Consider the following 26,357-nt stretch of genomic DNA (forward strand, 5'->3'; position numbering starts at 1 on the left):
TTTTAAAAAATATATCTCAGTACGTTTAACCAATTTATAATGGTGTCCGTGAGGGATATAATGGTTACCCCCCATGAAATCCATTGTATCACTATCTTTACGCTTATAAAGGTAGATGTAGGTGGGTATATCATACACTTTTTAGCGTCAATGTTATGATAATTCGTGGTTCTTGAAAGGACTTATAGGAAGGATTTTTATTTTTTGTTTTAATTATTTTATCTACATGTTCATCCACTTTGTGGCGCGCAAGAGACTAGTTTTTATTGATTCAACAAATACAGATTTGAAATGAGAGAATCTTACAATACTTGTGATTTTGACATAAGCTACAAAATAATTAGTTATCATTATAAATCAAAGTATTATAATTAATTGTAGATTATGATTTATGGCTTTTTATAGAATGGTTTGCGTGCCTTTTATACGGAATATAGGGTTTTCTTAGTGGTTTTACTGTCATTTTAGGTGTTTGTGGCGTACGAATGAGGTGTACTGATAAAGGATGAGAAAAAGAAGGTGGAGCAGTGATAAAAGGTGAGGTGAGAATAATATTTCCTTGATCATCATATGAATTTGCATGCATTTTTATGGCTTCAGGTGTGCATGTTTGTTGTCTCATATTGTTGGCTTGTGTTATGTTGCTCCCATAAGGTTTTAATGTTGCTAGTGTTAATTGGGGGTTTCCTTGGTGCAAAAATCCTATTTCAAGAAGTTGTGCAGCTTTTTCTTCTCTTTCACTTATGTTGTTAGCACCCAGAATGACAGCAATAATTGTACGTTTATTGCGGGTGGCTGAGGCAACAAGATTAAAACCAGAGGCACAAATAAAGCCTGTTTTCATACCGTCTATCCCATAAAAACGGCCAATGAGGTTGTTTGAGTTATGTTGGATTTTTCGATTATTACCAAAATCAATGGCTGGAATAGAAAAATAATGAGCATATTGTGGAAATTCTCGACGTATTTGAACGGCTAAAAGAGCAATATCGCGTGCCGTAGAGTAGTTTTGAGGGTCTGGTAAACCACTTGCGTTCGCAAAATGGGTGCCAAACATGCCTAAACGTTTAGCTTCGCTATTCATTTTACGTACAAAAGCTTTTTGTGAACCAGCAACGGCTTCACTCATAGCAATGGCTAAGTCATTAGTAGATTTAACCATGGTAATACTTAAGGCTGTATCAAGTGTGAGTACAGAACCAGCTTTATAGCCTGAACGATATGAGGGAGCTTTTGCTGCGTATTCGCTGATAGTGATATGTTTTTTTGGTGAAATTTCCCCTCGGCTCATGGCACGAAAAATAACATAAGCAGTCATTAATTTTGTCAAGGAAGCAGGATACCAACGCTCAAAAGCTTGATTGTGTTTTAAGATATGCCCCGTTGTAACATCAACAGAAATAAAAGGCTGCGCTAGAGCAACAGCGCTGGATAAACTCAAAATCACAGAAAAAAATAAATTATAGAAGAGACGTTGCATTAATTTAAATCTAGTTCCCTCTTATTCGTTATTTAGAATTGTTTTAATGTAGCACACAAAGCTTTTAAGTCTAGGTTAGGGAGAAAAGATGGTTAATTGCTGTATCCGTTGTGTATGTGGGATAAAAACCAACACTCATTTTTATTTTCCCCTTGAATTTTGTTTGATGACTTAAGTATCTCAAGAAATACTTTTTAAATAATGAAGATTATACAAGATTTCAGGTTCTTGGGAGGATTGATGTTTCTTAGGAAGAAACGAAGCGGCATAATCATACATTTTTCTTACTTTCCTGTTAGGATAGCCTTTGGCACTTGAGACGGTTCGTAAAAAGCATTTCAATCTTTTCTCGTATCGTTTTATTCACACAGATATCCCCGCTTGTAATGTGCAAGAAAATGATTCTAATTGATTCAACCTAAAATAGATTTGAAATGAGAGAGTCTTACGGTATTCAGGGTTCTCATTCAAGTTGAATAACGATAAAATATCCTTATAAATCAATGAGATGTATGTTATTTAAATGATTTTAAAGAGAGGAAGAATTCTTTTTCAAAAAAATTTACACATTGATCATTTCTTATCATGTACAAGTGTTTTACAATTTTAAATTAGAAAGTTTGAAGTATCTTTCTTATATTTTTGTTCCCTATACTCCGCTCAATATACAAAGTTATGCATTATTCTTATCAATCAGTGCATTGTTTCATGATGATTTAGTTTTTGAAGTTTGTGAACAGCGTATGGTGGCATAGGAGGAGGGGTAGGATCTTGAGCTGCTAAGAGAAGCAGTTCATCACACGCTTTTTCAGTTTTTTGGACAAGTTGATCTAGAAAATCACGTTTGCTTAAACCCGCTTCTATCGGGGGAAGAATACGGACACGAATTGTTCCGGGATAGCGGCGAAAATTACCGCGTGGCCAATATAAACCCGCATTGTGTGCAATAGGGACAACTTGAAGTCCTAATTCATTATAGAGCGCGACAATTCCTGACTTATAATCTGGTTCTTGACCGGGTTGTCGGCGTGTTCCTTCGGGAAAAATCAAGATTTGGCGCCCTTGTTTTACTTTCTCTTTTGCTTTTTGTATAATCATTTTTAAGGCTTTGATGGGTGTTGTGCGGTTAATGGGGATAATTTGCGTTTTTGCCATATACCAGCCAAACAATGGAATCCACATCAATTCACGTTTTAAAATGAGAGTGGGATCATCAAAATAAGGAACAAGACTGAAAGTTTCCCAAGCCGATTGATGCTTTGGAGCAATGATATAGGGTCCTTTGGGAAGATTTTCTAAACCTTCAATCTCATAACTTGTGCCTGCGATGTATTTTTGCAAAAAGAGTGTAACGCGTGCCCATGTTTTAGGGACAATCCATGCCTTTTTGCGGGGCATTAAAAAATAAACGGGAGCGTAAAGAATCATTTGTATGAAAGTTGTTGTATAAAAAGCGAACGTAAAAAGAATAGAACGAAGGATAAGCACTACATTTTCCATTTTATATCTATATGAAGACTTCATATATAATATAATTCACATGAGAAAACATCTTCTTTATGTTTTCTCAAGCATCTATTTTTTCGGTAACTCATTTTCCGATATTTAAAAACAGAAGGAAAGAGGTTAATGGAATTACAAAAAGATAAACTTTTTATTCCACGGATTTTATCTATTGCGGGAACAGATCCTTCTGGTGGCGCTGGAATGCAGGCGGATTTGAAGGTTTTTTCAGCTATGAAAACTTATGGTATGAGTGTGGTTACAGCTGTTGTTGCACAAAATACTCAGGGTGTGCGTTCTTTTCAGGCATTAGATGCTTCTTTTGTTGCAGATCAAATTGATTCTGTTTTTGAGGATATCCATGTTGATGCCGTTAAAATTGGTATGGTTGCAAATGCTCAGATTGCACAGACTATTGCAGAACGTCTTGTTTATCATAAAGCACGCCTCATTGTTTTTGATCCGGTTATGGTTGCAAAAAGTGGTGATGTTCTTTTAAAGCCTGATGCAATTGAAATTATGCGTGATGTTCTTGTGCCGATGTCAACTTTGATCACGCCAAATTTGCCTGAAGCTGCATTGTTATTGGGATGTGAAGTGCAATGGTCTTTAGAGGCTATGTATCAATATGGTCCGCAACTTTTGGCGCTAGGGTGTCATGCCGTTCTGTTAAAAGGGGGACATTTGAATACGCTTACCAAAAATAGTACAGAAAATTACGATTGTTCTAGTCCAGATCTTTATTGTGATTGTGAAAACCTTGTTATACTTGAAGCCTCTCGTCTTTCAACCACTCATGATCATGGGACAGGGTGTACCATTTCTGCTGCCATTGCAGCTCTGTTACCTACTCAACCTTTGGATTGCGCTGTTAAACAAGCAAAAGATTATTTGCATGGCGCTTTAACTGCCTCAGATGCTTTAAAAGTAGGGAAAGGGCGAGGGCCGCTTCATCATTTTTATGCATTATGGAAAGATTAATACAACGATTGATTGTGAAAAATCTTCACTCTATGAATTTGTTTCGTCATTATATGATGTTTTGGACTTATGACTGATAAATGTTAGCGTATTGTAGCTTAACAGTTATTTTGTATTAAGAAGGATAAGAAAAAATGTTATAATTTGCTTCTTTTATATATTTTTTACGATTAATCTATCCTGTTTCAGAGGCAATTTTGAGTATAAAAAAGAGAGCAAGGAATTGTAAAATCAGGATTTGATAGCAAAAAGAGTAGAGGGAAAGACCTTTTACAAGGCGATATTAAAGCTGGCGGATCCACTATATTCGCTGTTTCTTATATTGGTGGCAAAACAGGATGAGCCAAAATCGTCATCAAAATTATTATATATCTAACATTTATATAGTTTTTGTCGGCATGGATAGGGTTTTCTAAATAGAAATTGATACTTCCTGATGAAATTATCAATGATCTTTCAGGTTATGTGGTAAATTTTTTTCGGATATTACAACGTCATTATCCTTTTTTATGGAACTGCTTTATGAAATTATTGGCGTTTCAGATGAGTAGCCATGAGGAGTTTCAACATTTAATACAGCAAGATCTAAAAACTTTTACGAATTTAGAGCGGACTTTAAGGTTTTTATATTTATAGTGATTAAGTTTTAGCGAGAAGGTAGTCGATTGCACAATCGGAGTTTCAATAGACCTGTAGCATATGGTTTAATCTTTTCAAAATTGAATTTTTATTCTGTTGTTTAGCAGAGGTTACCATTAAACATTTAAAATGGTCTGATTTTATTGTGCGCTATGACGGTTTCAATACTTTATGTTACCTTACCTTGATTTGAAGTTATGCTCCTCATGTAAAATAGAATGCATTTATATTGTTAATTCACATGTCTATTTTAAAGAGATTTCTCTCAAAGTGTGTCATATCCATTTTATAATAACGTTCGTGAATGGTCTAAAGCCTCTATGAAGTGTATAAAGCTATTATGCTTCCCATTTTTACGTTTTCAAGGTGAAAGGGGTACTCCCCTATACTATTTTAGCTCCCAATTTTGCGATAATCTTTGGTATTTCAGAGTGTTCAGAAGAAGAGTTTTTATTCCTTTCTTCAAGTGAATTTTATTGATGCCTCAATTTTTCCTGTTATGCATGAGCAGATGATTGTGAGTGATTTTAATGTATAGAGATTTGAAATGAGATAATCCTATGATATTTTAGACGCTTGCTCAATATGAATAATTATAAATTATCTTTATAAACCAAGTTATTAATTTATTTTTGTATTGAAGATTATTCTGGATAAGAATTTGTTCAAGAAAGAGGATTATCAAATGATGTCCACGCTGTTTGCACAAGTACAAGGGAACATTTCTTTTGTCTTTCAAATGATGTGCCAGAAATCCAAAAAACTTAATTTACTCTAAATAATAGGTGAAAACAGTTATTTCGTTTGAAAATAATTACAATTAGCGTGAGAGATTTTTCATCATCGACTGCGATATAGAAAAAGAAACAATACACATAAAAGACCTTTAAATGATCTTTGAAAGGTCTTTGAAGACCCTTTGAGAACCCCTTAAAAACTCTTTGAAAAAAATAAATTGGTACAAAACCTAGTGGCAAAATATACAAAACCTGCTGGCAAGCTACATACATACAGCTACAACAACCGATGACAAGCTATAACTCCACACAAGAACGAATAAATACAAAATTCAATGGAGCGGGCGATGGGATTCGAACCCACGACCCCAACCTTGGCAAGGTTGTGCTCTACCCCTGAGCTACACCCGCTTACCGATTCGATATATGTCTTGTCTGTATGGCGTAGGCTTCTACGAATTGCAACAAAAAAATATCATTTTAGTTTGATTTATTTTGTCCATGTTTCGATAAAATGAAATAAAGATTGATTTTAGAAAATTCTTCAGTCATAAATTATTCCTTTTTTAATTTTTACATGGAGAGGGGTGGAATATAATGTTGAAGAGAATAAATATATTAGGGATTATTATTGCAACTGTTTTTATGATGAACAGTGTTGTAAAAGCGGATGACCAAGTTAAACACATTAAAGTTGCACTCACACAAATTATGATCCATCCTGCTGCGGATGCTGTTCGTAAAGGTGTGGAAGATGTTCTTGCAGAAAATGGTTATAAGCAAGGTGAAAATTTTCAACTTACTTTTTTATCAGCACAGGGCAATATTTCAACAGCAACGCAAATTGCACGTAAATTTGTTGGTGATAAACCCGATGTTATTGTAGCTATTACTACGCCTTCAGCGCAAACAATGCTTGCAGCAACAAAACAAATTCCTATCGTCTTTGCGGCGATTTCTGATCCTATCGGAGCTAAAATAGTTTCTTCGCTTACCAAACCTAGCGGTAATGTAACAGGGAGTTCGGATCGTATAGATGTTGCTGAAAGTGTTAAACTTTTGCAAGAAGTAAAACCAGATTTGAAAAAAATTGGTTATCTTTATAATGCTTCCGAAGCAAATTCTGTTTCAACACTTAAAGTGTTAAAAGATGTAGCAAAAAAAGCTGGAATTGAAATCGTTCCTTCATCGGCACCAAAGCCTTCAGATGTTCAGGCAGCAACACGCGCTTTAATTGGTAAGGTCGATATTATTTTTATTCCTGCTGATAATACGATTTTATCTGTTTTAGAGGGCGCAATAAAGGTCACACAGGAAGCCAATATGCCTGTATTTACTGTTGATGCTAATACTATCGGGCGTGGGCCTTTTATGACGCAAGGTGTGAATTTCTATGATGTAGGGGTTGATGCTGGGAAATTGGTTGTGCGTATTCTAAAGGGTGAAAAGCCTGGTGATATTGATGTTGTGCAGGCGGCTAATAATGACATTCGAATTGATTTGAAAGCAGCCCAAAAAGCAGGGATTATTATCCCGCAGGCAGTTATTGACCGTGCGACAAAGGTGATTCAATAACTTTTATTAATAGGGTGTTGATACAATAAAAATACGTTAAGTTTTCATGGGGATTGTCTTTACATGAATATATTTGCGTTTTCTGGTGCTGTGGAATTAGGCCTTATTTATGCGTTTGTTGCTATAGGGGTTTATCTTTCATTTCGGGTTTTAGATTTTCCTGATTTAACAGTTGATGGATCGTTTCTTCTTGGTTCCTGTGTCTGTGGTGTTTTGATTCTCTTGGGTTTCAATGCATGGACAGCTATGGCATGCGCTTTTTGTGCAGGTATGGTGGCTGGTTTATTAACAGCTCTATTGAATTTGCGTTTTGGTATTTTGAATCTTTTAGCTTCTATTTTAACAATGTCAGCACTTTATACGGTTAATCTTCGTATTATGGGAATTATGGGAGGGTCTAATGTTAATTTAGCTCTTGCTGATACCGCGTTAACGCCCTTTTATAATATGTTTGGTTTATCTGATATTTTTGTGCGTCCTCTTTTCGTTGGTATTGTATTGCTGGTTATGGCGTTTTTGATTTGGCGCTTTTTGGAAAGTGAAATTGGTCTTGCTATGCGTGCAATGGGCGCTAATCCACGCATGGCGACGGCGCAAGGTGTTCATACATCAGCATTGATATACTTTGGAATGGGGCTGTCCAATGCGTGTGTGGCACTTGGTGGTTCTCTTTATATTCAAACTGCGATTGCAACAGATATTACCGGTGGAATTGGAACAATTGTTTTTGGGTTGGCAGCTGTGATTATCGGTGAAACTCTTTTTCGTACGCGCAATATTTTTTGGATTATAATCAGCTGTATTATGGGGTCTGTGCTTTATCGTGTGGCGGTGCAATTTGCATTTGAAGCAAATGGCATTGGTATTGATACGTCGACAGATCTTCAGTTGATTACTTCGCTGTTGGTTGTTTTAACCCTTATTGTGCCACGCTATTGGAGGAGGCATAAACGTGATTGAGTTGTTTCATGTTGGGGTTACATTTAAACCGCAAACGCCTTTGGAAAAACAGGCTTTAATTGATATTAACCTCAAAATTGAGCAGGGTAGTTTTGTTACGGTTATTGGTTCAAATGGTGCTGGTAAATCAACCTTGCTCAGTGTTTTAGCGGGTGCAACGCTTCCCTCAACAGGGAAAGTGGTTATTAATGGACAAAATGTTTCTAGGCAATCAGTCAGTGAACGCGCTGGAAAGATTGCTTGTGTTTTTCAAGATTCGTTAGAGGGAAGTTGTGGTTCTTTAACAATTGAAGAAAATTTGGCTCTTGCTGCTCTTCGAGGAAGTCGTCGTGGTTTGCGTGCGGCTTTAAATCATGAGAAACGGCAATTTTTTCGAGAGAAAATTGCTCAATTAGGCATTGGTCTTGAAGCATATATTCATAATCCTATGGATAGTTTATCAGGTGGGCAACGCCAAGCAGTTTGTCTTGTGATGGCAACATTGGCGCATGCGGATGTTTTATTGCTTGATGAACATACCTCAGCACTTGATCCTGGAATGGCTGATTTTGTGATGCGGTTGACTGAAAAAATCGTTGAAGAGAAAAAATTAACGACTATCATGGTGACCCATTCTATGCGTCAGGCTCTTGATTATGGAGATCGCACTTTGATGTTGCATGGTGGAAAAGTGATTTTGGATGTCTGTCATGAAGAGCGTAAGGGCTTGGATGTCAATGATTTAATTGGTATGTTTCAGAAAGTTCGCGGGGAAGTTCTTGATGAAGATGAACTGTTAATGGATTAATAATGTGGCTCAGAAAAAAGCACATGAAGTTGATCAGTTTCTAACGCGTTTTTCACGTGCTTTTCCTATTGTTCTCATTTATGGGACAGATCGTGGTCTTATTTGTGAGCGTGCACAATGTTTTGCTAAGCTTACACGGGTAGCTATAGAAGATCCATTTTCAACAATTCGTTTGGATGCTGCTGAAATTGATAAAGATCCTGCACGTTTGGAAAATGAAGCGCGTACGTTATCGCTTTTTGGGGGAGATCGTTTGATATGGATTTCTAATGCTGCTAACCAAAAAGGTTTTCTTGCTGCCTTAAAGCTTTTAATTGAAAAGCCGCCAGAAGCCTGTTTTATTCTCATTGAAGCAGGGGATTTAAAAAAAGGAACAGGGTTGCGCAGTGCTGTTGAAACGGCATCAAAAGCCATGGCTTTACCTTGTTTTGCCGATGATATGCGTTCTCTTGACGGTTTGATTGATGAGGTTTTAGGGCAGTTTAAGAAGACTCTTTCTTTGGATGCACGTAGATGGTTGCATGAAAATTTAGGGGCGGATCGTCTTGTATCACGCGGTGAATTAGAAAAGCTTTGTCTTTACGCTGCAAATGTTCATATTACTCTTGAAGATGTGAAAGCTGTTGTAAGCGATGTCAGTGCTCTTTCTCAAGATGAAGTCGTTGATGCTCTTTTATTGGGCGATATATCAGGCTTTGAAGCGCATTTTAACCGACATGCAGCAGTGCATGGGGCACTTTTTTTAATTTTGAGTACAGCTCAAAGACATTTTCAGCAATTACAGCTATTGCGTTATCAGGTAGAGGTTGAAGGAAAATTGCCTTTTACGGTGGTTTCTCAAGCACGGCCCCCTATTTTTTTTCAACGGAAAAAAACCGTTGAACAAGCTTTAAAATATTGGAAGTTAGAACAGATTTCTTACGCAATGGAAAGAATTCAGAGTGCTGTTTTAGACAGCCGTAAAAATCCGCTTTTGGGTGAAGCTATCATTCGTCAAGTTTTGTTAGGACTTACAATTATTGCACGACGCCAGATGGCAGCTTAGTATTTTAAAAATATTATGATTTTTTATTTTGAATACAATACAGAGGCATTTTCAGCAATTAAAACTGTTGTATTATCAAGTAGAGGTTGAAGAAGCTGTATTTTTGAGAATGCGTTATTTTACGGTGTGTTCAATACTCGCAAAACTTGTTTTGATGTTATAGAATTTACCAATTGTACCAATCAATATAATGTATTGTGGTAATTTAGAAGGGTATCTGCTTACGCTTTTGATACGTTTTTTTGAGAGTAAATTAGTGAGATTAAAGTAACCTGATGAGATTTGTGTAAGGTTGTTATTGTCTTGATAAAGAATTTATGAGAATGCATTTTATTTTGTTTCAGTGGTGCGCTCTGGTCAGCAATGAAGTGAGTGTTTAGAGCTTAATGTTACATTTTTCGTCACTCATTTTTTTGTGTTTTTGTAAGTAAAATGATCTGTTGTCAGTTTGGCGCAGGTGGTGATTGGTAAACTGCGTTATTCTTTATTCCCTAGTTGTAGTTTTTTAATGTTTTGCGCATAACTCTTGAATAAACAGACAGGAAAATTATGATTTTTACGACTGTCTTTGTTGCCATTTGTAAAGAATCCTTAAAGGTGAAAGATGCTCCATATTCAATTTGAAAAAATAGCGCTCATTGGGATCGGTCTGATTGGGTCTTCTTTAGCAAGAGTGATTAAAAAGAAAAATCTTGCGGCTCAGATTTCTATTGCAACACGTCGTCCAGAAACCCTGAAAAGAGCGCGAGAATTGGAGCTTGGGGACTTTTATACGACAGATAATGCAAAAGCTGTTGAAGGAGCAGATTTGGTTATTCTTTCTGTTCCTGTTGGGGCTAGTGCAGAAGTGGCAAAAACCATTCGTGATCATTTAAAACTTGGAGCGATTGTGAGTGATGTTGGTTCTACGAAAGCGTTGGTTATTGCGGAAATGGCACCTTTATTGCCAAAAACGGTTCATTTTATTCCAGGGCATCCAATTGCTGGAACGGAATATTCAGGACCGGATGCTGGTTTTGCTGATTTATTTATGAATCGTTGGTGTATTTTAACGCCTTTTGCGGATAGCGATGCTGCTGCTGTCGCACAATTAACAGCGTTTTGGGAAGCTTGTGGTGCGCGTGTCGAAAAGATGGAACCTAAGCATCATGATCTTGTTTTGGCTATTGTTTCACATTTACCCCATTTGATTGCGTATAATACTGTTGGGACAGCGAGTGATTTAGAAAAAGTAACAAATTCGGAAGTGATTGCTTATTCCGCTTCCGGTTTTCGTGATTTTACGCGTTTAGCATCTTCTGATCCCGTTATGTGGCGAGATATTTGTTTGCATAATAAGGATGCTATTTTAGAAATGTTGAGCCGTTTTAGTGAGGGGCTTGCTTTTTTAGAACGGGCAATTCATTTAGGAGATGGTGAGACACTGTTTAACTTTTTTACACGTACGCGTGCTGTACGCCGCAATATTATTGATGCTGGACAGGAAATTGATGCTCCTGATTTTGGGCGTCAGAATGTTTCTAAAAAAGGGTGAGTAAAAACAAGAGGTTTTTGTTGAATTTCGTTGGTTTTTTCTAAAAACCGATAAGAAGTTTTTTCTCTACTCAGTCATAGATTGCAATAAAAAAGAGTGGCGATTGCTCCGATATAGATAACCATGACTTCAAAAGGTTTTATGTGTGCACGATCATCTTGCTTAGTTCTCTATAGGACATATGATGTACAGAAGAGGTTACTGATCTGTAGAAGTAACAAAAAAATGAGGTCGTTGTAGAACTTCATAGAGTGGGTTATTGTTTTTGTTTTGGTATAAAGTCGGGCTTGACCGTATTGATTATTGACCGTTATATTGCAACATTGCAAAATGTTTATTTGCAGAGTTTTGATGATTTTTATAAAACTTGAAATAGACTGAGGAAGAGTTTTACCAGAAAGTATTGAGTTTTGTTAAAAAATATCTTTTGGTATAGCTATCGTATTTTGTGTGACGCAATAAGTCATTATTGGCGTGATAATGGAAGTGCTTTTGCGAGCCATGTTGCGCTATCGGGGCTTTTAGCATTTTTCCCTTTTTTTATTTTCGGAACATCTTTTGCTCGTTTTCTAGGGGCTTTTACCTATACACCGCAAAAAATTAAAGCACTGGTGCAGTTATTGCCTGATGTTATTGCAGAGCCTTTATCCCAAGAAATTGTCAATGTTTTAACCATTCATCGAGGCGGTGTGCTGACGCTTTCTGTCATTGGAGCGGCTTATTTTGCTTCTAATGGGATAGAGGCGTTGCGTACGGCTTTAAATAAAGCTTACCGTGTTACTGATCGACGGAGTTTGTTATTTTGTCGTTTTCAAAGTCTGTTTTTTGTAATCCTTGGTGCTGTTGGTCTTGTTGTGATTAGCTTTTTATTGATTCTGGCGCCTTTGTTGATCAAAATTATGCAAAATCATTCTTTTTTTATGACTGAATATATTGCTGTTATTCGTGTATGGCGTTATACAGTTGCAATCGTTATTTTGTTTATCAGTCTTTTGATTGTTCATAAATGGCTTCCAGCAGGGCGGCGGAAATTTATAGATATTTTACCAGGAATAGTGGTGACAATGTTTATATGGTTTATGGCTTCTATCGCTTTTGCGCAATATTTAACGATGTTTGATTATATTTCTACCTATGCAGGGTTGGCATCTATTATGGTTGCTATTATTTTTCTCTACATATTGAGTGCAATTTTTATTTTGGGAGGAGAAATAAACGCGGCGATAATGTTTTATCGCAAGGATTTGCAACATTCAGATGAATGAAAGAGCTTATTATTGCTTGAAAGCCAAGGTATGAATATCCCAATAAAGCCTGCTATCACTTTGTTGATTGATGCAGATGCTTGTCCCGTAAAAGATGAAGTTTATCGTGTGATGAATCGTTATCAGCTTAAGACATTTGTTGTGGCAAATCGTTCTTTGTCCCTTCCAGATGAAGCACTCATTGAAAGAGTGGTCGTTGCCGGTGAATTCAATGGTGCTGATGATTGGATTGTAGAACATGTGCATGAGGCAAGTATCGTTATTACCAGTGATATTCCTTTAGCAGCACGGGTTGTGCAAGCTGGGGGTTTTTGTCTTTCGCCAACGGGGCGTATTTTTGATGTAAATTCAATTGGTCAGGCTTTGGCGATGCGCAATTTGATGGAAGATTTGCGTGGACAGGGCAGTATAATAGGTGGTCCTCGTCCTTTTTCTCGTAAAGACCGTTCTGCTTTTTTGTCAGCACTGGATCTTGTTATACAACGTTTAAAAAGACGAGGTTATTAAAGTTATAGGGCTTCTTTAATGACTGCTTTTATAAGTGCTTTGGCATCGTCATTGGCCCATGGTGCTGCACCATTGAAGGAAGCAATGAGATATCCCTCTTTATCAATAAGCAATGTAATGGGGAGTCCTAAAGCGAGCCCCTGTTTTCTAACATTGTTGAAAATATCCATTGTTTCATCGCGATAGTAAAGCAAATTATCTGAATGAATATTCTGTAAAAATTGCTGAATTTTTTCAGGAGAAGCAGTTTTATCGATATTAATCGCTATGACATCAAAGTTTTCTCCACCTAATTCACGTTTTAATTGCGCAAGTTCGGGCATTTCTGTGCGGCAAGGTGCACACCAAATAGCCCATAGATTGACCAGCATTGGTTTTCCAGTAAATTCGCTGAGTGTGTGCTCTTTTCCTAGAATATCCTTGAAAGAGAGTTTATTCATATCTGAGGGCGTATCAGCAAATCGTATGTGGCTAAAAAAGCCTTTTGCTGCTTTTCGTATCGCCATCATTTTTTCTGCTCGTGCTTTATTAGTATTTATTTCTTGTGCTTGTGCTGCTGAAATGAAATTGAAAAGAAAAAACTCTCTTTTGGTATCGTAGTTTATGGTTGCGTATAAACTCAATGCAATGATAAAGAATGCAAGGGAAAGTTGCCTTTTTTTATTGTTTTTTTTGCTGATGAAAATTTGAAAAATCATAATTTTGTCCTTTGGAGGGGTGTTTTCAGAATATGACAGATGAGAAGTTAAAGAACCAAATGTGGGGTGGTCGGTTTGCGGCAGGTCCTGCTGCAATTATGGAAGAAATTAATGCCTCTATTGATTTTGATCAAAAACTTTATCGACAAGATATTGAAGGTTCTCTTTCTCATGCGGCTATGTTAACGCAAACGAAAATCATTTCACAATCAGATTATGAAAAAATTGTTCATGGTTTGAAACTTATTCGCCAAGAAATTGAAGACGGTAAATTTGTTTTTTCACGAAAGCTTGAAGATATTCATATGAATATTGAAGCGCGGTTGAGCGAATTGATAGGTCCTGTAGCTGGGCGTTTGCATACGGCGCGTTCACGCAATGATCAAGTTGCTGTTGATTTTCGCTTGTGGGTACGTGAAGCAACGCAAAAGATAGCACAAGCTTTAAAAGGATTGATAGAGCAATTACTTATTCGCGCAGAACAACATGTTGATACCTTTATGCCAGGCTTTACGCATTTACAATTGGCTCAACCCATAACATTGGGTCATTATATGATGGCTTATGTTGAAATGTTTGGTCGAGATTTATCGCGGATGCGTGATGCTCTTGAGCGAATGAATGAATCGCCTTTAGGGGCGGCTGCTTTAGCGGGGACAGGCTTTCCAATTGACCGTTTTATGACAGCAAAAGCGCTAGGCTTTCGCGAACCTACACGCAATTCAATTGATAGTGTTTCAGATCGTGACTTTGCATTGGAATTTTTAAGCGCTGGCGCTCTTTGTGCAACACATCTTTCGCGATTGGCGGAAGAAATAATTCTTTGGTCAAGTGCACAGTTTTGTTTTATTCATTTATCAGATGCTTTTTCAACAGGGTCTTCCATTATGCCACAAAAGAGAAATCCTGATGCGGCAGAGTTAGTACGAGCAAAAGCAGGTCGATTGAATGGTGCGCTTATGGGATTGTTAACGGTGATGAAAGGATTACCGCTTGCTTATTCAAAGGATATGCAAGAAGATAAGGAATATGTGTTTGATGGGGCTTTGAGTTTGGAATTATCACTAGCAGCAATGACAGGGATGATTGCTGATTTGAAAGTGAATAAAAAAGCCATGAAACAAGCAGCAGATTTAGGATATGCAACAGCTACGGATTTTGCTGATTGGCTTGTACGTGAATTAGGGATTCCTTTTCGTGAAGCACATCATATAACGGGGCGTGCTGTAGCATTGGCAGAAAGAAAACAGTGTCGCCTTCAGGATTTATCATTAGATGAACTTCAAGCAATTTGTCCTGATATCAATGCGGCACTTTTTGATGTTTTGACCGTTGAAAAATCTGTTGAAAGTCGTAAAAGCTTTGGGGGAACAGCGCCTTCAGAGGTTCTTCGGCAAATTGCGTATTGGAAAAAGCGTCTCGTGAGCGCTTGAGTGATTGTATTTTAAAGGTAACAAAGAGATCGAGATGAGGAAAGAGGACAGATGAAAATTATATTAAAGGGGTTGATAATTGTCCTTTTTGGGGGCTTGGGTATCGTTGGGTGTGGGCGTAAAGGGTCATTAGAGTTACCTCCTTCAACAGGAGTGAATTCTTCACAAGGAACTTTTGTTTCTCAAGGTAAAACAGATAAACCTTTTATTCTTGATCGGTTAATACAATAGGAATTTTTATGCGTTTTTTTTCTTATCATCAGGGTGTGCTTCACGCTGAAGGTCTTTCTCTTTTGGAACTTGCGCGGGAAGTTGAAACACCTTTTTATTGTTATTCAGCTAGCGCAATCGTTGCACATTTTAAAGATTATCAGAATGCATTTCATGATATGCCGAGTTTAATTGCTTATGCGGTTAAAGCGAATTCCAATCAAGCAGTTTTACAACTTTTAGCTAACAATGGAGCGGGAGCTGATGTGGTCTCAGAAGGGGAATTACGGCGTGCACTTGCTGTTGGTATTCCTGCACAGAATATTGTTTATTCTGGTGTTGGTAAAACAGTGAGAGAAATAGATTTTGCTCTTGCACAAGATATTTATTGTTTTAATGTTGAATCAGAGCCAGAACTTGAACAATTATCGGCGCGGGCTGCTGCGCTTTCAAAAACAGCTCGTATTTCTTTACGCATTAATCCTGATGTGGATGCTAAGACTCACAAAAAAATTACAACAGGTAAGTCTGAGAATAAATTTGGTATTCCACTGTCTTTGGCGGGTGATGCATATAAAAAAGCAGCTCAATTGCCTGGTCTTCATGTGTGTGGTGTTGATCTCCATATTGGCAGTCAAATTTGTGATTTAAAACCGTTTGAAGATGCATTTGTTATTGTTGCAGATTTTGTGCGTCAATTATGGAATAATGGTTATGCGATAACCCATATCGATATTGGGGGCGGGCTTGGTATTCCTTATGGTTATGAGAAGCATCCAGTACCTTCTCCTTTTGAGTATGCAGCACTGGTAAAGAAACATATTGCGCCTTTAGGGATCAATATTATCTTAGAACCTGGGCGTAGTATTGTTGGTGAAGCCGGTGTGTTGGTAACATCGGTTGTGTATTTAAAAAAGGGGGAAGGACGAAATTTTGTTATTGTTGATGCGGCGATGAATGATTTCATGCGTCCAACGCTTTATGATGCGTGGCAAAATGTAATGCCAGTGAAAAAAACACCAGTAGATGCCCCTCTGATTAATGCTGATATTGTTGGTCCTATTTGTGAAACTGGTGATTATTTAGGCTTGGAACGTTCTTTACCAGTGTTAAAAGCGGGTGATGTTTTGATGTTAACAGGAGCAGGGGCTTATGGCGCAGTGATGGCAAGCACTTATAATAGTCGACTTTTGGTGCCGGAAGTTCTAGTTCAGGATACACGTTATGCAGTCATTCGTCCACGCCTTGATTATGCACAATTGATAGGCTGTGATCATATTCCAGATTGGATTGAGCCCAAATTAGATTGAGCATTATTAAATATTTTGGGTCTTATTTTTACTAAACTTTGATGAAACAATTTATTTTCTAGAAATTGTTTTGTATGGGGTTTATGATCTTAATGCACCACGATAAAAGGGGATAAATGCTTGTTTATGAAAAATAAAAACATCAAAGGTTTTGCAATGAAGCTTTTGTGTGTGCGCATTTTGATGTGGGGGATCCTTTCATTTGAACGGATGTGGGTACGGTTGTTGCCATTTTTCCTCGTTCTTAGTCTCTTTTGTTCGTTTAGCTGGTTGGGACTTTTTGGCATTTTGGGCTATTGGTCACATTTGCTTTTACTTGGGGTTATACTTGTTTGTGCTGGGGCGAGTTTATTTTTTCTTATTCGTTTTCGGTTTCCCACAATGCGGGAAGTAAATTGCCGCCTTGAACGCGTCAATGATCTTAGACACCAGCCTTTGAATATTCAGACAGATCGTTTATGTTCTGAAAATGATGAAGATTTTAGTGCTGTTATTTGGCGTGAACATCAATGCCGAATGGCAAAGCAATTATACCATTTAAAAACTGGATTTATCTCTCTTAATAGTGCGGATTATGATCCTTTGGCTTTGAGGGCTTTGTGTGCTCTTCTTTTTGTGTGCGCTTTTAGTTTTTCTTTTGGTTCACAAGGGGGGCGTTTGGCTGATGCCTTTGATTTTCGTCCTGTCGTTGATGAAAAACTCATGCGGATTGATGCTTGGGTAACACCCCCTGCTTATACCGGTGTGGCACCGATTTATTTGACAAAAGATGAGAAAACACAACGAGAAATCCCTGAAGGGAGTAATGTTGTTGTGCGCGTTGTCAATGGGGCTGGCATTACAGTAAAAGCAAAGTCTGTAGAAGATGGGAGGGAAGTTTCGTTTTCAGAGAAAACGGAACAAACAACTTTGAATGATCCAATCGTTCATTTTGAAACACATTTAAAGCATTCAATAAATTTATTTGTATCATCACGTCGTAAAAAACAGCAATGGCATTTGCAGATAATTAAGGACACGCTTCCAACAATTCATTGGTTGGAAAAACCAGGGAGGATTTTAACGGGATCATTGGAGTTACGATATGTGGTGGATGATGATTATGGTGTGACAAAGGCTTTTGTTGAAATAGAGCCTTTTCTTCCTCAGAATAAAAGTGTTTCTTCTCTTTATAATGCTCCGGAAATAGAGCTTCTTCTTCCGCGTGGTGGAAAGGGGAAAATGCGGACGGTGCACGATGTATCAGCGCATCCATGGGCGGGTTCGCAAGTTAAAATTACTTTGGTGGCAGAAGATGGTGCGGGGCAGAAAGGGCGTAGCAAAACTTTTGTTATGATATTACCACAGCGTGTTTTTTCGAATCCTGTTGCACGCGCAGTGGTTGAATTGCGTCGTTTATTAGCGCTTGATGCTTCTGCGAGAGAGCGTGTATTGGATATGCTTTCTGCTTTGCTTGTGCGTCCAGAAAAGGGGCTGCAAAATGCATCGCATTTTATTGTTCTACAAAGTGCGTGGACAAGACTTTCTTTGGCACAAACAGACGAGGATTTGCGCGATGTGGTGGATTATTTATGGCAAATTGCTTTGGGTATTGAAGGCAATCAACTTGAATCCGTGCAAAAAAAGTTAAAACAAGCACAAGCTGCTTTACGTGATGCATTGCGTTACGGTGCTCCAGCGGCAGAAATTGAACGGCTTATGGCAGATTTACGTCAAGCTATGGATGAGTATATTCGTGCTTTGGCTGAAAAAACACCAGATAGTCAAGTTTCTAAAAATTCTAAAAGCTCAAAAAGTCCTAATCTTTCTGAAGCTACATTACAAGAAAAACTAAATTTAATTGAGGAAATGGCTAAAACGGGTTCTTCTTTAGCAGCTGAACAACTCTTGGCGGAAGTTGAACAGACGCTTGATCATTTGCAGGTGCAAAAAGGCAATCAAAATGAGGGAGAAAAAAGCCAATCTGCACAAATGAAAGAAAAGATGGACCAGCTTGGAGATTTAATGCGTCGTCAGCAAGAAATTCTCAATGAAACACATCAGTTAGAGATGGAACAAAAACGCGGAGAAAATGTACCGGAAACACAAAAAAAATCTTTAAAAAAACGTCAAGCTGAATTGCAGTCTGAATTATCAACATTGGAAAAAGAATTATCAGAACAAGGATTTGAAACAGGGGGCGCATTAAAAATGGCAGAAGAAAAAATGAATTCTGCGGAAAATGCTCTTGATAATGGAAATCATCAGGTATCTATACAAAATCAGTCTGATGCTTTGGAATCTTTGAGGCAAGGTGCACAAAATGTTTTGAAAAAAATGCGCGAAACACTCAAAGAAACGGGAGATGATCAAAATGCTGATTCTGGTCCTAAAGATCCGTTAGGACGTCCACTTTCTTCAAAAACAGATGAAAAACAAGAAGGTGAGGCACTACCACAAGAAAGTGATCAAATGCGTACGCGGCAGATTTTGGATGAAATTCGCAAACGTCTTGGTAAAGAGCATCTTCCAGAAGAAGAAAAAAACTATCTTGAAAGATTGCTTCATTTTAATTAACCAATGTTGGCTTTTTTCTTAATTGATGTCAAAAACAGTGTATGAAGAACCTCTATGGAGTTCATCTCTAAAAAAATGATTAAAGTGCTTGTAACGCAATAATCATCCTGCTGTACTGATTTTTTGATCATTTAAGTTTAAAATATGCAATATTGAAATGTTCGCTATTGCGGAAAAAGAGCAGAAGTCCATATAGGTTTGGTATATGAAAATCTGTAATGTTTGAAATTTGTTTCTACATGGTATGTTGAGTTGGATATCGTTACGCTGAAAGATTTTTATGCTTCTGCACTTGGGCTGCGTGTGCAAAAGACGTTGTGTGACCAATTGAATTTATGGTGGCCTGATCTTACCGATAAACGAATTATGGGGTTGGGTTATGCGCTTCCTTATCTTTCTGTATTGCGTGAACGTGCCCAACAATGTTTTGCTTTTATGCCTGCTGCTCAGGGTGCTTCGCCTTGGCCTTGTGCTGAGCAAGTTGCTACAGCGCTTGTTTTTGAAGAAGATTTGCCCCTTCCTGATGCGTCAGTTGACTGTATTTTATTGGTCCATGCATTAGAATATACAGAAAATTCATTTGAAACGTTGAATGAAATATGGCGTGTTTTAGCACCTAATGGCCACTTGATCGTTATTGTACCTAATCGCTCTGGTTTTTGGGCGCGCAATATTACTACGCCCTTTGGTTATGGCGAACCCTATAGTCGGCAACAGATTATTCGTTTGTTCGAAAAAACAAATTTTGTTTCTGGGCCAATACAAGAAATTGTACACTATATGCCCTCTACGGGGTATTTTTCGCGGTTGTTCTCATTTTTTTATGAGCCATTTGCTCGCTATCTTTTGCCTTATTTTGGTGGACTCTTAATGTGTCAAGCACAAAAACGTGTTTATCAGGGTTTGCTCGTACAGCGTCGTCAGTCGCGACGTATTTTTATTCCTGCTTTATCACCACAGACAAGAAATATTTTAATTTATAAAGATAATTAATCATTTTGTCATTGTCATAAGAACCGCAAATATAGAGGCATTCTCTTATTTCAATTTTTTGCATTTACAATTAAAAAATATTCCTTTGTACATTAATATGTGGAATTGGCATGTGAATAAAAAATCTCAAGTATCTATATACCGAACCATATTTCATGAATAGTGGAAACATTTTAAGAGAAAAAATGCTGGTATCTTCGTAAGCATAAAAATAGCAGAGTCCAAGGGATCTTACATAATATGGTTCATGGTGGTTAAAAACTGTACAAGGAAGGATTAAAATGCTTCTTATGAACCATCTCAAGTATCAAGGGCTCCTCTTGCAACATCGAGATCTAACAAAGTGTGTGATGGTGCCGGTTTGTTCTTTTATAAGCGTAAAGATGGTGGTGCTCTATGGCTTTATCGTTAGGATAAACATTTAGCGTTATATCATTAAATTATACCATCTCTTAAGAGAATATAAAATCATAAAGAATGGAGGAAAACTATAAAGATAAAAAACATCTCTCAATTTAGGCTAGTGAATGTGAGATAAAGCAGTGCGTGGAGCGGTGTTTCTGAAAAAATAATCATAAATAGCACTCATCTAAAGATGATAGTTATGATCAAGAATGTTGCTAAAAGATATCACGATTATTTATATGCGGAACATATTAAAAATTTTAAAAAGAACAAAAGCATGTGAAACAGAAGTTACAAAGTATATTGTGAGGTTTGAAAGCATTTTTGTTTCTGGTTCTCATGTTGGAATATTTCGTTTTTTATTCATAATGTTATATCTTTTGTCATAAGAGTAAGTTCTATGTAATAGCATTCGAATTATTATATGCGAAGTTTTTTTATCTCGTTTTTGTTTTCATTTAGGATATTAAAATTATTTTTGAAACAGTAAATCTCGAATTAAAGATTTAAACGATAACCATTTTGATCTGTCATGAGAATTTGTGCATTGGAGGGATCGTTTTCGATTTTTTGTCGCAAACGATAGATATGGGTTTCTAAAGTATGGGTGATAATATTTTCATTATATCCCCAAACTTGTTCTAACAATGTTTCACGGCTGACAATTTTATCATTGGCATGATAGAGACATTTAAGGATCGCTGCTTCTTTTTCTGTGAGACAGATTTTATTGTTGCATTGATCAAGAAGAAGTTTTTGTCTTAGTTTAAAAGTATAGGGACCAATATGAAAGGTTGCGTCTTCATTTTGTTCATATTGGCGCAACTGTGCTCGAATTCTCGCTAATAACACCGCAAAGCGAAAGGGTTTTGTTACATAATCATTGGCGCCTGTTTCAAGATCTAAAATATTATCACAGTCTGTATCATAATTTATTATCATGATAATGGGGGCACGAAATCCTTGGGTGCGTAATTGTTTAACGGCTTTGTAGCCATCAAGATCAGGAAGTTGAAATCCCAAAATAGTGAGATCAATATTTTCTTCTTGGATTATTCTCATTCCCGCTTCTGCTGTTTTTGCTTGGAAAATTTTAAACTCTTGATGCATTTGCAATTGTTCTACTAAAATGGGGCGTAGATCATCATCTTCAACGATTAAAAGAGTATAGTGGTTCATGTTTTTCCTTATAGGCATGTTGATGCACTGATTGGTATAGTTTCATGAAAAATGAGATTTCATGCAAGAAAAATTAAAAGAGAGCGCTTCTAAAAAATAAATTTTTATAATTTCTAATGGTTGCTTGCTGAAAAGAAGGTATTCCGTCTGTAGAGTATTTTACGTATTGGTTGGAAGCGTTTTTTATGTTCTAGAACGTGTTTTAGCCATTGAGTGTCATCATCTTTACGCTTTATGGAGAAACAAGGTGGCACTATCATTCACTTTGCTAGTTCGTGGGTGTTGCGGACAGTCCTTGGCACTTGAGACGATTCATAGGAGGAATTTTTAGTTCTTTCTTTCACGGTTTTTATCCATATGGGACTTTCTCCGCTTGTAATGTGCAAGCAAATAGCTTTTGATTGATTCAATATAAACAGGTTGGGAATGAGAGAATCCTGCGGTATGAGGCGCACTCGTCCAACATGCAAAACAATGAACACGCAATATGATGCGTTTTTTAAGCGTGAAGAGAATTGTGCAAAACCTAGCGCATATGCACTGTTTAGGAGAACTTCACGATCATTTTTATTATTTTTTATCCACGTTCAGTTTTGTTTTTTTGTTGCATTTGTGTGCGAAGGGGATTGAGTGTTATGTTCGTGGTGTTGCTTATTATAATCGTTGAGCAAGCTTTGCCTTTAGCAATGCCGAAAAGATGCATCATAAAGAGGCTTTTTGTGTAATTTGGAAGGAGACTGTATTGAGAAAGAGTGCAGGATAAAAAATGACAAAGAAAAATATCATATTTATGCATTTAGCATGAGAATACCTCAACAGAAGGATGTGTTGTGCTTATTCTTTTGCGCTATAAAGCATCTTTTTATATGAGTTAATGAATAAAAATTATTGTTTTAAGATAAAAGCATTTCCCTCTTAAGGTTGCCCATCAAACAGACTTCTTTCCATTCATCTTCTGTCACGGGTTGCACTGATAAGCGGCTGGTTTTGACCAACGCCATATTTGCTAGTTTGGGGTTGGCTTTAATTTGTTTTAATGAAACAGGTGTTGGCATGTCACAAAGTGCACGGATATCCACACATTCCCAGCGTGGATCAGAGCTTGTAGAATCAGGGTGTGCTTCAGCACATATTTCTACAATGCCCACAATTTCTAAACCTTTATTTGAGTGATAAAAAAAACCTTTATCACCATATTTCATGGCGCGCATATTATTACGGGCTTGATAATTGCGTACACCATCCCATTGTTCGCCATTAGCTCCTTTTTTCTTTTGCATCTCCCATGACCATTTATAGGGTTCAGATTTAAAAAGCCAATAAGCCATAAGTTCACCTTTTTCATAAATTGTTATGTATTTATCATACGAATTTTTATAAGTATTTTCGTAATACCCTTAACGATAATTTTAAAAATGGGGTAAAGAATTTCTTGTTTCAAAATAACTTGTATATAGAAAAATGCGTTCCATTAATATTTCATGTTGTATAAAGGTACTTTGCTTATCTTGTAGCAGAAAAATATATCAGTGTATCGAAGTAATAGACTTAAAATTGCTCAGCCATGTGGAAGCTTAATCATCTTTTCAGCTGCTGTTTGAAATGTAGTTACTATAGGAGCATTGCGTTGGAGAGAATTTAGCAAGAAAATTGGTTTTAAAAAGCTTTAAGATTACAATGGCAATGAAACAAATAGATGGACAAAGGTGATGATGTCAAAGGGATGGCTTGGTATTATGCTATCGTACGATAAAGTGCGTTTTATTATGCTGTAAAATACCGTCATTTGAAATGTAATGATATAAGGCAGTTTTTTGAAACATGAAGGTTTTCAGAATATGTGGTGAATATTTAGGTTTACGTGTCGAGCTTTGGGTTAAGTGAATTGTGTGATTTGGAAGCCAAGGGAAATTCGCTTGATAAGAAATTCGGACTGTTTACAGATTCAGATTGAATGAAAATTTTCGTTCTTTGAGAGATGTTAATTTTCTTATGCTTTTGTTCCACGGCGACCCATCCCGATCAAGGGGGGGGCTTTTTCATCTAATGGCCAGCGTGAGCGAGGGGCAATATCAAGAGGGCTTGTTTCTCCCCGTGCAAGCTTTTGTGCACCGGCAAAAGCAATCATTGCAGCATTATCGGTACACAAGGAAAGAGGAGGGGCTATAAATTCAAAACCATGTTGATGGGCAAGTTCTTGTAATGTAGAGCGAATGGCTTGGTTTGCGGCAACGCCGCCCGCAACAACCAAAGCAGGAGAACGTTTTTCTTGATTATGAGAGAGAGGATATTGGTGGGCAAAGTGTTGTAGAGCGAGGTGAACGCGATCACGTACTGTATCGGTTACGGCGGCTTGAAAACTTGCGGCAATGTCAGCAATATCATTTTCTGTAAGAGGAGCTATGGCTGTTGCGGCTTGTCGAACAGCAGTTTTGAGTCCTGAAAAAGAAAAATCTAATCGTTTTTCACCTTTTAAAGGACGTGGAAGAGGGATGCGATTTTTATCACCAAATAAAGCTGCTTTTTCAAGTGCTGGTCCACCAGGATAAGGAAGACCTAAAAGTTTTGCTGTTTTATCAAAGGCTTCTCCTAATGCATCATCAATAGTGGTTCCTAAACGTTGGTAGTTGCCTACTCCATGAACAAGGATTGTTTGTGTATGACCTCCTGAAACCAAAAGTAATAAATAAGGAAAGCTGACGTTGTGCGTTAACACAGCTGTTAAAGCATGTCCCTCTAAGTGATTTACCGCAATAAATGGTTTGCCAGTGGCAAGAGAGAGTGCCTTTGCGCTCATAACGCCTACCAACAATCCTCCTATCAAACCAGGTCCACTGGTGGCTGCAATGCCATCAATATCTTTTAATTTTGTGTTTGCTTCTGTTAGTGCTTGCAGAATTAAATGATCAAGAACTTCAACATGGGCACGAGCAGCAATTTCAGGAACAACACCGCCGTAAGGTGCATGGTGATCAATTTGACTCCAAACAACATTGGAAAGAATTCGGCTGTTTGATTCATTGTTATATTCAATGATAGCTGCTGCCGTTTCATCACAACTTGTTTCTATTCCCAGCAGACGCATTTTAAACAAAACCTTATATTGAAGCTTCTTTCCTGCGTGCGTACCATGAACAGAAAAAGATGCAAAGTATTTCTCTTAGAATTGATTTTTCTATTTCTTTGAATTTTATGATATCGTTGATTAAAAAATAAAGCTGTATTTTCGAGTATAAAATGCAAATGTTTTTTTAAAAACTTGTCTATTAAAGGCGATAATTGTAAATATTATTGAGAAAAGCTGCGTTTTTAAAACTTTTTTCATTTTATTATTTTATCATTAAAAAAAGTGTGCACGAAAAGTGACAGAGATGGTCGATTCTTCAAAACCAAAAGTTAAACCACATTATGCTGGTACGCGTCGTAAGAAACCAGTTATTGAACATGAAGCTGTTCCCCATGATTCAGAGGAAAAAAACCACAATTCTGTAGAATCTCATGCGCGAGAAAAACAGAATATGCAAGGTCAGGATAAAAGTATCTCTGGTACAACTTGGCTTTTCTTGTCCCTTTCTGGAATTTTGGGGGGATTCATTGCTTTGGGAATTTTTATGGGGCTTCAATGGGCTGGTTTCTTTCCTTCTCCTTTTGTGGGAAATTCTGCTGGGGGGGAAAAAGCTTTGCAGATTGCTGAAGCTGCAAAAAGTCAAGGTGAAGATACAAAGGAACAATTGAGGCGGGTCTTTCAAGAAATCGATGCGTTAAAAACAGAGTTTTCTTCTTTTTCATCACAACAGTTTAAAACAACGAAAAATGATGAACTATCGAAAGAAGAAAGCAAAAAAGCTTTTGCGATTTTAGAGGAAAAAGTAAAAGCTCTTGAAGAAATTGTACAAACCTTTATTAGAAAATCGAAAGATATAGAGACGGCTTTGTCTGTTGGGTTGAGCAATGCAAATGATCTTGCTGCGTTAAAACAACAGTTAGAAGCACTACAGGAAGAAATTGCTGTTAAAAATAGTGAAAAAAAAGAAATAAATACCGCGCTCTTTACTGCAATTAGTTCATTAAAAAATGCTGTAGAACGTGGTGGATCTTATAATAATGAATTAAAGCTGTTACAACAATTATCGCCTTCGATTAATGGACTTGATGTGTTGCAAAAAACAGCTACAGTGGGTCTTCCAAGCTCAGCACAACTTTCAGTTGATTTTGCTCATGTTGCCGATGCAATTGTTGGTACGCAAAATATTGTTGCATCAGATGCTGGTTTTTTTGACCGAATTTTAGCGTGGATAAAAGGGCTCATTGTTTCGCGACCGATTGGAAATGTTGAAGGGACAACGCTGGGGGCTATTGCGGCACGCATGGAAGTTGCCATTCAAGCTGGTGATTACGAAAAGGCTTTGAGCGAATGGCAATCATTGCCCCAAAGTGCAAAAGATGTTTCAAGGGATTTTATTAAGCAGCTTGAAAGACATATTGCTATTCAACAGTTGTTGCAGCAATTGTTATTGTCTGTGCACCAAGGATCTTTTAAAGCAACAAAGATGTAAATAG

The 26,357-nt window shown here is 37.3% G+C and carries 20 protein-coding genes and 1 tRNA gene; 14 read left to right on the plus strand and 7 right to left on the minus strand.

The genetic code is table 11. The features are described 5' to 3' along the window. Positions 1-382 precede the first annotated feature (382 nt). Complete coding sequence (locus ACFIJL_RS00920; protein WP_375622088.1) at positions 383-1,480, minus strand: D-alanyl-D-alanine carboxypeptidase family protein; 1,098 nt, start codon at positions 1,478-1,480, stop codon at positions 383-385. Between the two features lie 693 nt (positions 1,481-2,173). Continuing rightward, complete coding sequence (locus ACFIJL_RS00925; RefSeq protein ID WP_375622089.1) at positions 2,174-2,980, minus strand: lysophospholipid acyltransferase family protein; 807 nt, start codon at positions 2,978-2,980, stop codon at positions 2,174-2,176. A 129-nt stretch (positions 2,981-3,109) separates the two neighbouring features. Here ACFIJL_RS00925 and thiD point away from each other — a divergent pair, with 129 nt between their 5' ends. Then, complete coding sequence (gene thiD, locus ACFIJL_RS00930; RefSeq protein WP_375622090.1) at positions 3,110-3,964, plus strand: bifunctional hydroxymethylpyrimidine kinase/phosphomethylpyrimidine kinase; 855 nt, start codon at positions 3,110-3,112, stop codon at positions 3,962-3,964. A gap of 1,712 nt (positions 3,965-5,676) precedes the next feature. Here thiD and ACFIJL_RS00935 read toward each other — a convergent pair. Next, positions 5,677-5,751 (minus strand) — tRNA-Gly (locus ACFIJL_RS00935). 186 nt (positions 5,752-5,937) lie between these two features. Here ACFIJL_RS00935 and ACFIJL_RS00940 point away from each other — a divergent pair. From ACFIJL_RS00940 to ACFIJL_RS00970, 7 genes are all read left to right on the plus strand, one after another. Further along, entirely contained in the window at positions 5,938-6,915 is a 978-nt protein-coding gene (locus ACFIJL_RS00940; protein ID WP_375622091.1) for an ABC transporter substrate-binding protein, read from the plus strand. 63 nt (positions 6,916-6,978) lie between these two features. Next, entirely contained in the window at positions 6,979-7,875 is an 897-nt protein-coding gene (locus ACFIJL_RS00945; protein ID WP_375622092.1) for an ABC transporter permease, read from the plus strand. Beyond that, positions 7,868-8,662 (plus strand): ABC transporter ATP-binding protein, encoded by a 795-nt coding sequence (locus ACFIJL_RS00950; RefSeq protein WP_375622093.1) that lies wholly within the window; start codon positions 7,868-7,870, stop codon positions 8,660-8,662. The genes ACFIJL_RS00945 and ACFIJL_RS00950 overlap by 8 nt, the downstream gene beginning before the upstream one ends. A 4-nt stretch (positions 8,663-8,666) precedes the next feature. Beyond that, a complete protein-coding gene (gene holA, locus ACFIJL_RS00955; protein ID WP_375622094.1) occupies positions 8,667-9,707 on the plus strand; it encodes a DNA polymerase III subunit delta in 1,041 nt (346 codons plus the stop codon). Positions 9,708-10,311: 604 nt separating this feature from the next. Then, a complete protein-coding gene (locus ACFIJL_RS00960; RefSeq protein ID WP_375622095.1) occupies positions 10,312-11,241 on the plus strand; it encodes a prephenate/arogenate dehydrogenase family protein in 930 nt (309 codons plus the stop codon). A 410-nt stretch (positions 11,242-11,651) separates the two neighbouring features. After that, entirely contained in the window at positions 11,652-12,506 is an 855-nt protein-coding gene (locus ACFIJL_RS00965; protein ID WP_375622096.1) for a YihY/virulence factor BrkB family protein, read from the plus strand. Between the two features lie 30 nt (positions 12,507-12,536). After that, positions 12,537-13,013: a YaiI/YqxD family protein gene (locus tag ACFIJL_RS00970; RefSeq protein ID WP_273790302.1), complete on the plus strand. Its 477-nt coding sequence runs from the start codon at positions 12,537-12,539 to the stop codon at positions 13,011-13,013. A 2-nt stretch (positions 13,014-13,015) separates the two neighbouring features. On the opposite strand, the gene ACFIJL_RS00975 is transcribed toward ACFIJL_RS00970, so the two are convergent. Then, positions 13,016-13,711: a TlpA disulfide reductase family protein gene (locus ACFIJL_RS00975; RefSeq protein ID WP_375622097.1), complete on the minus strand. Its 696-nt coding sequence runs from the start codon at positions 13,709-13,711 to the stop codon at positions 13,016-13,018. Positions 13,712-13,743: 32 nt separating this feature from the next. On the opposite strand from ACFIJL_RS00975, the gene argH reads away from it, so the two are divergent. From argH to ACFIJL_RS01000, 5 genes are all read left to right on the plus strand, one after another. Continuing rightward, the gene (gene argH, locus ACFIJL_RS00980; protein WP_375622098.1) at positions 13,744-15,144 is read left to right on the plus strand and encodes an argininosuccinate lyase; all 1,401 of its coding nucleotides are present in this window, start codon (positions 13,744-13,746) and stop codon (positions 15,142-15,144) included. 51 nt (positions 15,145-15,195) lie between these two features. Continuing rightward, positions 15,196-15,375: an LPS translocon maturation chaperone LptM gene (locus tag ACFIJL_RS00985; protein WP_375622099.1), complete on the plus strand. Its 180-nt coding sequence runs from the start codon at positions 15,196-15,198 to the stop codon at positions 15,373-15,375. Positions 15,376-15,383: 8 nt separating this feature from the next. Next, a complete protein-coding gene (gene lysA / locus ACFIJL_RS00990; protein ID WP_375622100.1) occupies positions 15,384-16,664 on the plus strand; it encodes a diaminopimelate decarboxylase in 1,281 nt (426 codons plus the stop codon). A 126-nt stretch (positions 16,665-16,790) separates the two neighbouring features. After that, a complete protein-coding gene (locus ACFIJL_RS00995; RefSeq protein WP_375622101.1) occupies positions 16,791-19,220 on the plus strand; it encodes a TIGR02302 family protein in 2,430 nt (809 codons plus the stop codon). A gap of 222 nt (positions 19,221-19,442) precedes the next feature. After that, positions 19,443-20,213 (plus strand): class I SAM-dependent methyltransferase, encoded by a 771-nt coding sequence (locus ACFIJL_RS01000; protein WP_375622102.1) that lies wholly within the window; start codon positions 19,443-19,445, stop codon positions 20,211-20,213. Positions 20,214-21,116: 903 nt separating this feature from the next. Here the strand turns inward: ACFIJL_RS01000 and ACFIJL_RS01005 are convergent. From ACFIJL_RS01005 to tsaD, 3 genes are all read right to left on the minus strand, one after another. Beyond that, positions 21,117-21,797 (minus strand): response regulator transcription factor, encoded by a 681-nt coding sequence (locus ACFIJL_RS01005; protein WP_375622103.1) that lies wholly within the window; start codon positions 21,795-21,797, stop codon positions 21,117-21,119. 893 nt (positions 21,798-22,690) lie between these two features. After that, the gene (locus ACFIJL_RS01010; RefSeq protein WP_375622104.1) at positions 22,691-23,125 is read right to left on the minus strand and encodes an EVE domain-containing protein; all 435 of its coding nucleotides are present in this window, start codon (positions 23,123-23,125) and stop codon (positions 22,691-22,693) included. Positions 23,126-23,787: 662 nt separating this feature from the next. Next, positions 23,788-24,882 carry a tRNA (adenosine(37)-N6)-threonylcarbamoyltransferase complex transferase subunit TsaD gene (gene tsaD, locus ACFIJL_RS01015; protein ID WP_375622105.1) on the minus strand — a complete coding sequence of 365 codons (1,095 nt, stop codon included), beginning with the start codon at positions 24,880-24,882 and terminating at the stop codon, positions 23,788-23,790. A 286-nt stretch (positions 24,883-25,168) separates the two neighbouring features. Between tsaD and ACFIJL_RS01020 the strand changes: the two genes are divergently transcribed. Next, positions 25,169-26,353, plus strand: a complete 1,185-nt coding sequence (locus tag ACFIJL_RS01020) for a COG4223 family protein (RefSeq protein WP_375622106.1) — start codon at positions 25,169-25,171, stop codon at positions 26,351-26,353. The last annotated feature ends 4 nt before the right edge of the window (positions 26,354-26,357 follow it).

The sequence above is a fragment of the Bartonella sp. TT119HLJHH genome, from assembly GCF_042193385.1.
Classification (GTDB): domain Bacteria; phylum Pseudomonadota; class Alphaproteobacteria; order Rhizobiales; family Rhizobiaceae; genus Bartonella.

Excerpts from the sequence above, each read along its gene's own strand:
- ACFIJL_RS00920 (WP_375622088.1), bottom strand. The coding sequence starts at position 1,480 with ATGCAACGTCTCTTCTATAATTTATTTTTTTCTGTGATTTTGAGTTTA.
- ACFIJL_RS00925 (WP_375622089.1), bottom strand. The coding sequence starts at position 2,980 with ATGGAAAATGTAGTGCTTATCCTTCGTTCTATTCTTTTTACGTTCGCT.
- thiD (WP_375622090.1), top strand. The coding sequence starts at position 3,110 with ATGGAATTACAAAAAGATAAACTTTTTATTCCACGGATTTTATCTATT.
- ACFIJL_RS00940 (WP_375622091.1), top strand. The coding sequence starts at position 5,938 with ATGTTGAAGAGAATAAATATATTAGGGATTATTATTGCAACTGTTTTT.
- ACFIJL_RS00945 (WP_375622092.1), top strand. The coding sequence starts at position 6,979 with ATGAATATATTTGCGTTTTCTGGTGCTGTGGAATTAGGCCTTATTTAT.
- ACFIJL_RS00960 (WP_375622095.1), top strand. The coding sequence starts at position 10,312 with ATGCTCCATATTCAATTTGAAAAAATAGCGCTCATTGGGATCGGTCTG.
- ACFIJL_RS00970 (WP_273790302.1), top strand. The coding sequence starts at position 12,537 with ATGAATATCCCAATAAAGCCTGCTATCACTTTGTTGATTGATGCAGAT.
- ACFIJL_RS00975 (WP_375622097.1), bottom strand. The coding sequence starts at position 13,711 with ATGATTTTTCAAATTTTCATCAGCAAAAAAAACAATAAAAAAAGGCAA.
- argH (WP_375622098.1), top strand. The coding sequence starts at position 13,744 with ATGACAGATGAGAAGTTAAAGAACCAAATGTGGGGTGGTCGGTTTGCG.
- ACFIJL_RS00985 (WP_375622099.1), top strand. The coding sequence starts at position 15,196 with ATGAAAATTATATTAAAGGGGTTGATAATTGTCCTTTTTGGGGGCTTG.
- lysA (WP_375622100.1), top strand. The coding sequence starts at position 15,384 with ATGCGTTTTTTTTCTTATCATCAGGGTGTGCTTCACGCTGAAGGTCTT.
- ACFIJL_RS00995 (WP_375622101.1), top strand. The coding sequence starts at position 16,791 with ATGAAAAATAAAAACATCAAAGGTTTTGCAATGAAGCTTTTGTGTGTG.
- ACFIJL_RS01005 (WP_375622103.1), bottom strand. The coding sequence starts at position 21,797 with ATGAACCACTATACTCTTTTAATCGTTGAAGATGATGATCTACGCCCC.
- ACFIJL_RS01010 (WP_375622104.1), bottom strand. The coding sequence starts at position 23,125 with ATGGCTTATTGGCTTTTTAAATCTGAACCCTATAAATGGTCATGGGAG.
- tsaD (WP_375622105.1), bottom strand. The coding sequence starts at position 24,882 with ATGCGTCTGCTGGGAATAGAAACAAGTTGTGATGAAACGGCAGCAGCT.
- ACFIJL_RS01020 (WP_375622106.1), top strand. The coding sequence starts at position 25,169 with ATGGTCGATTCTTCAAAACCAAAAGTTAAACCACATTATGCTGGTACG.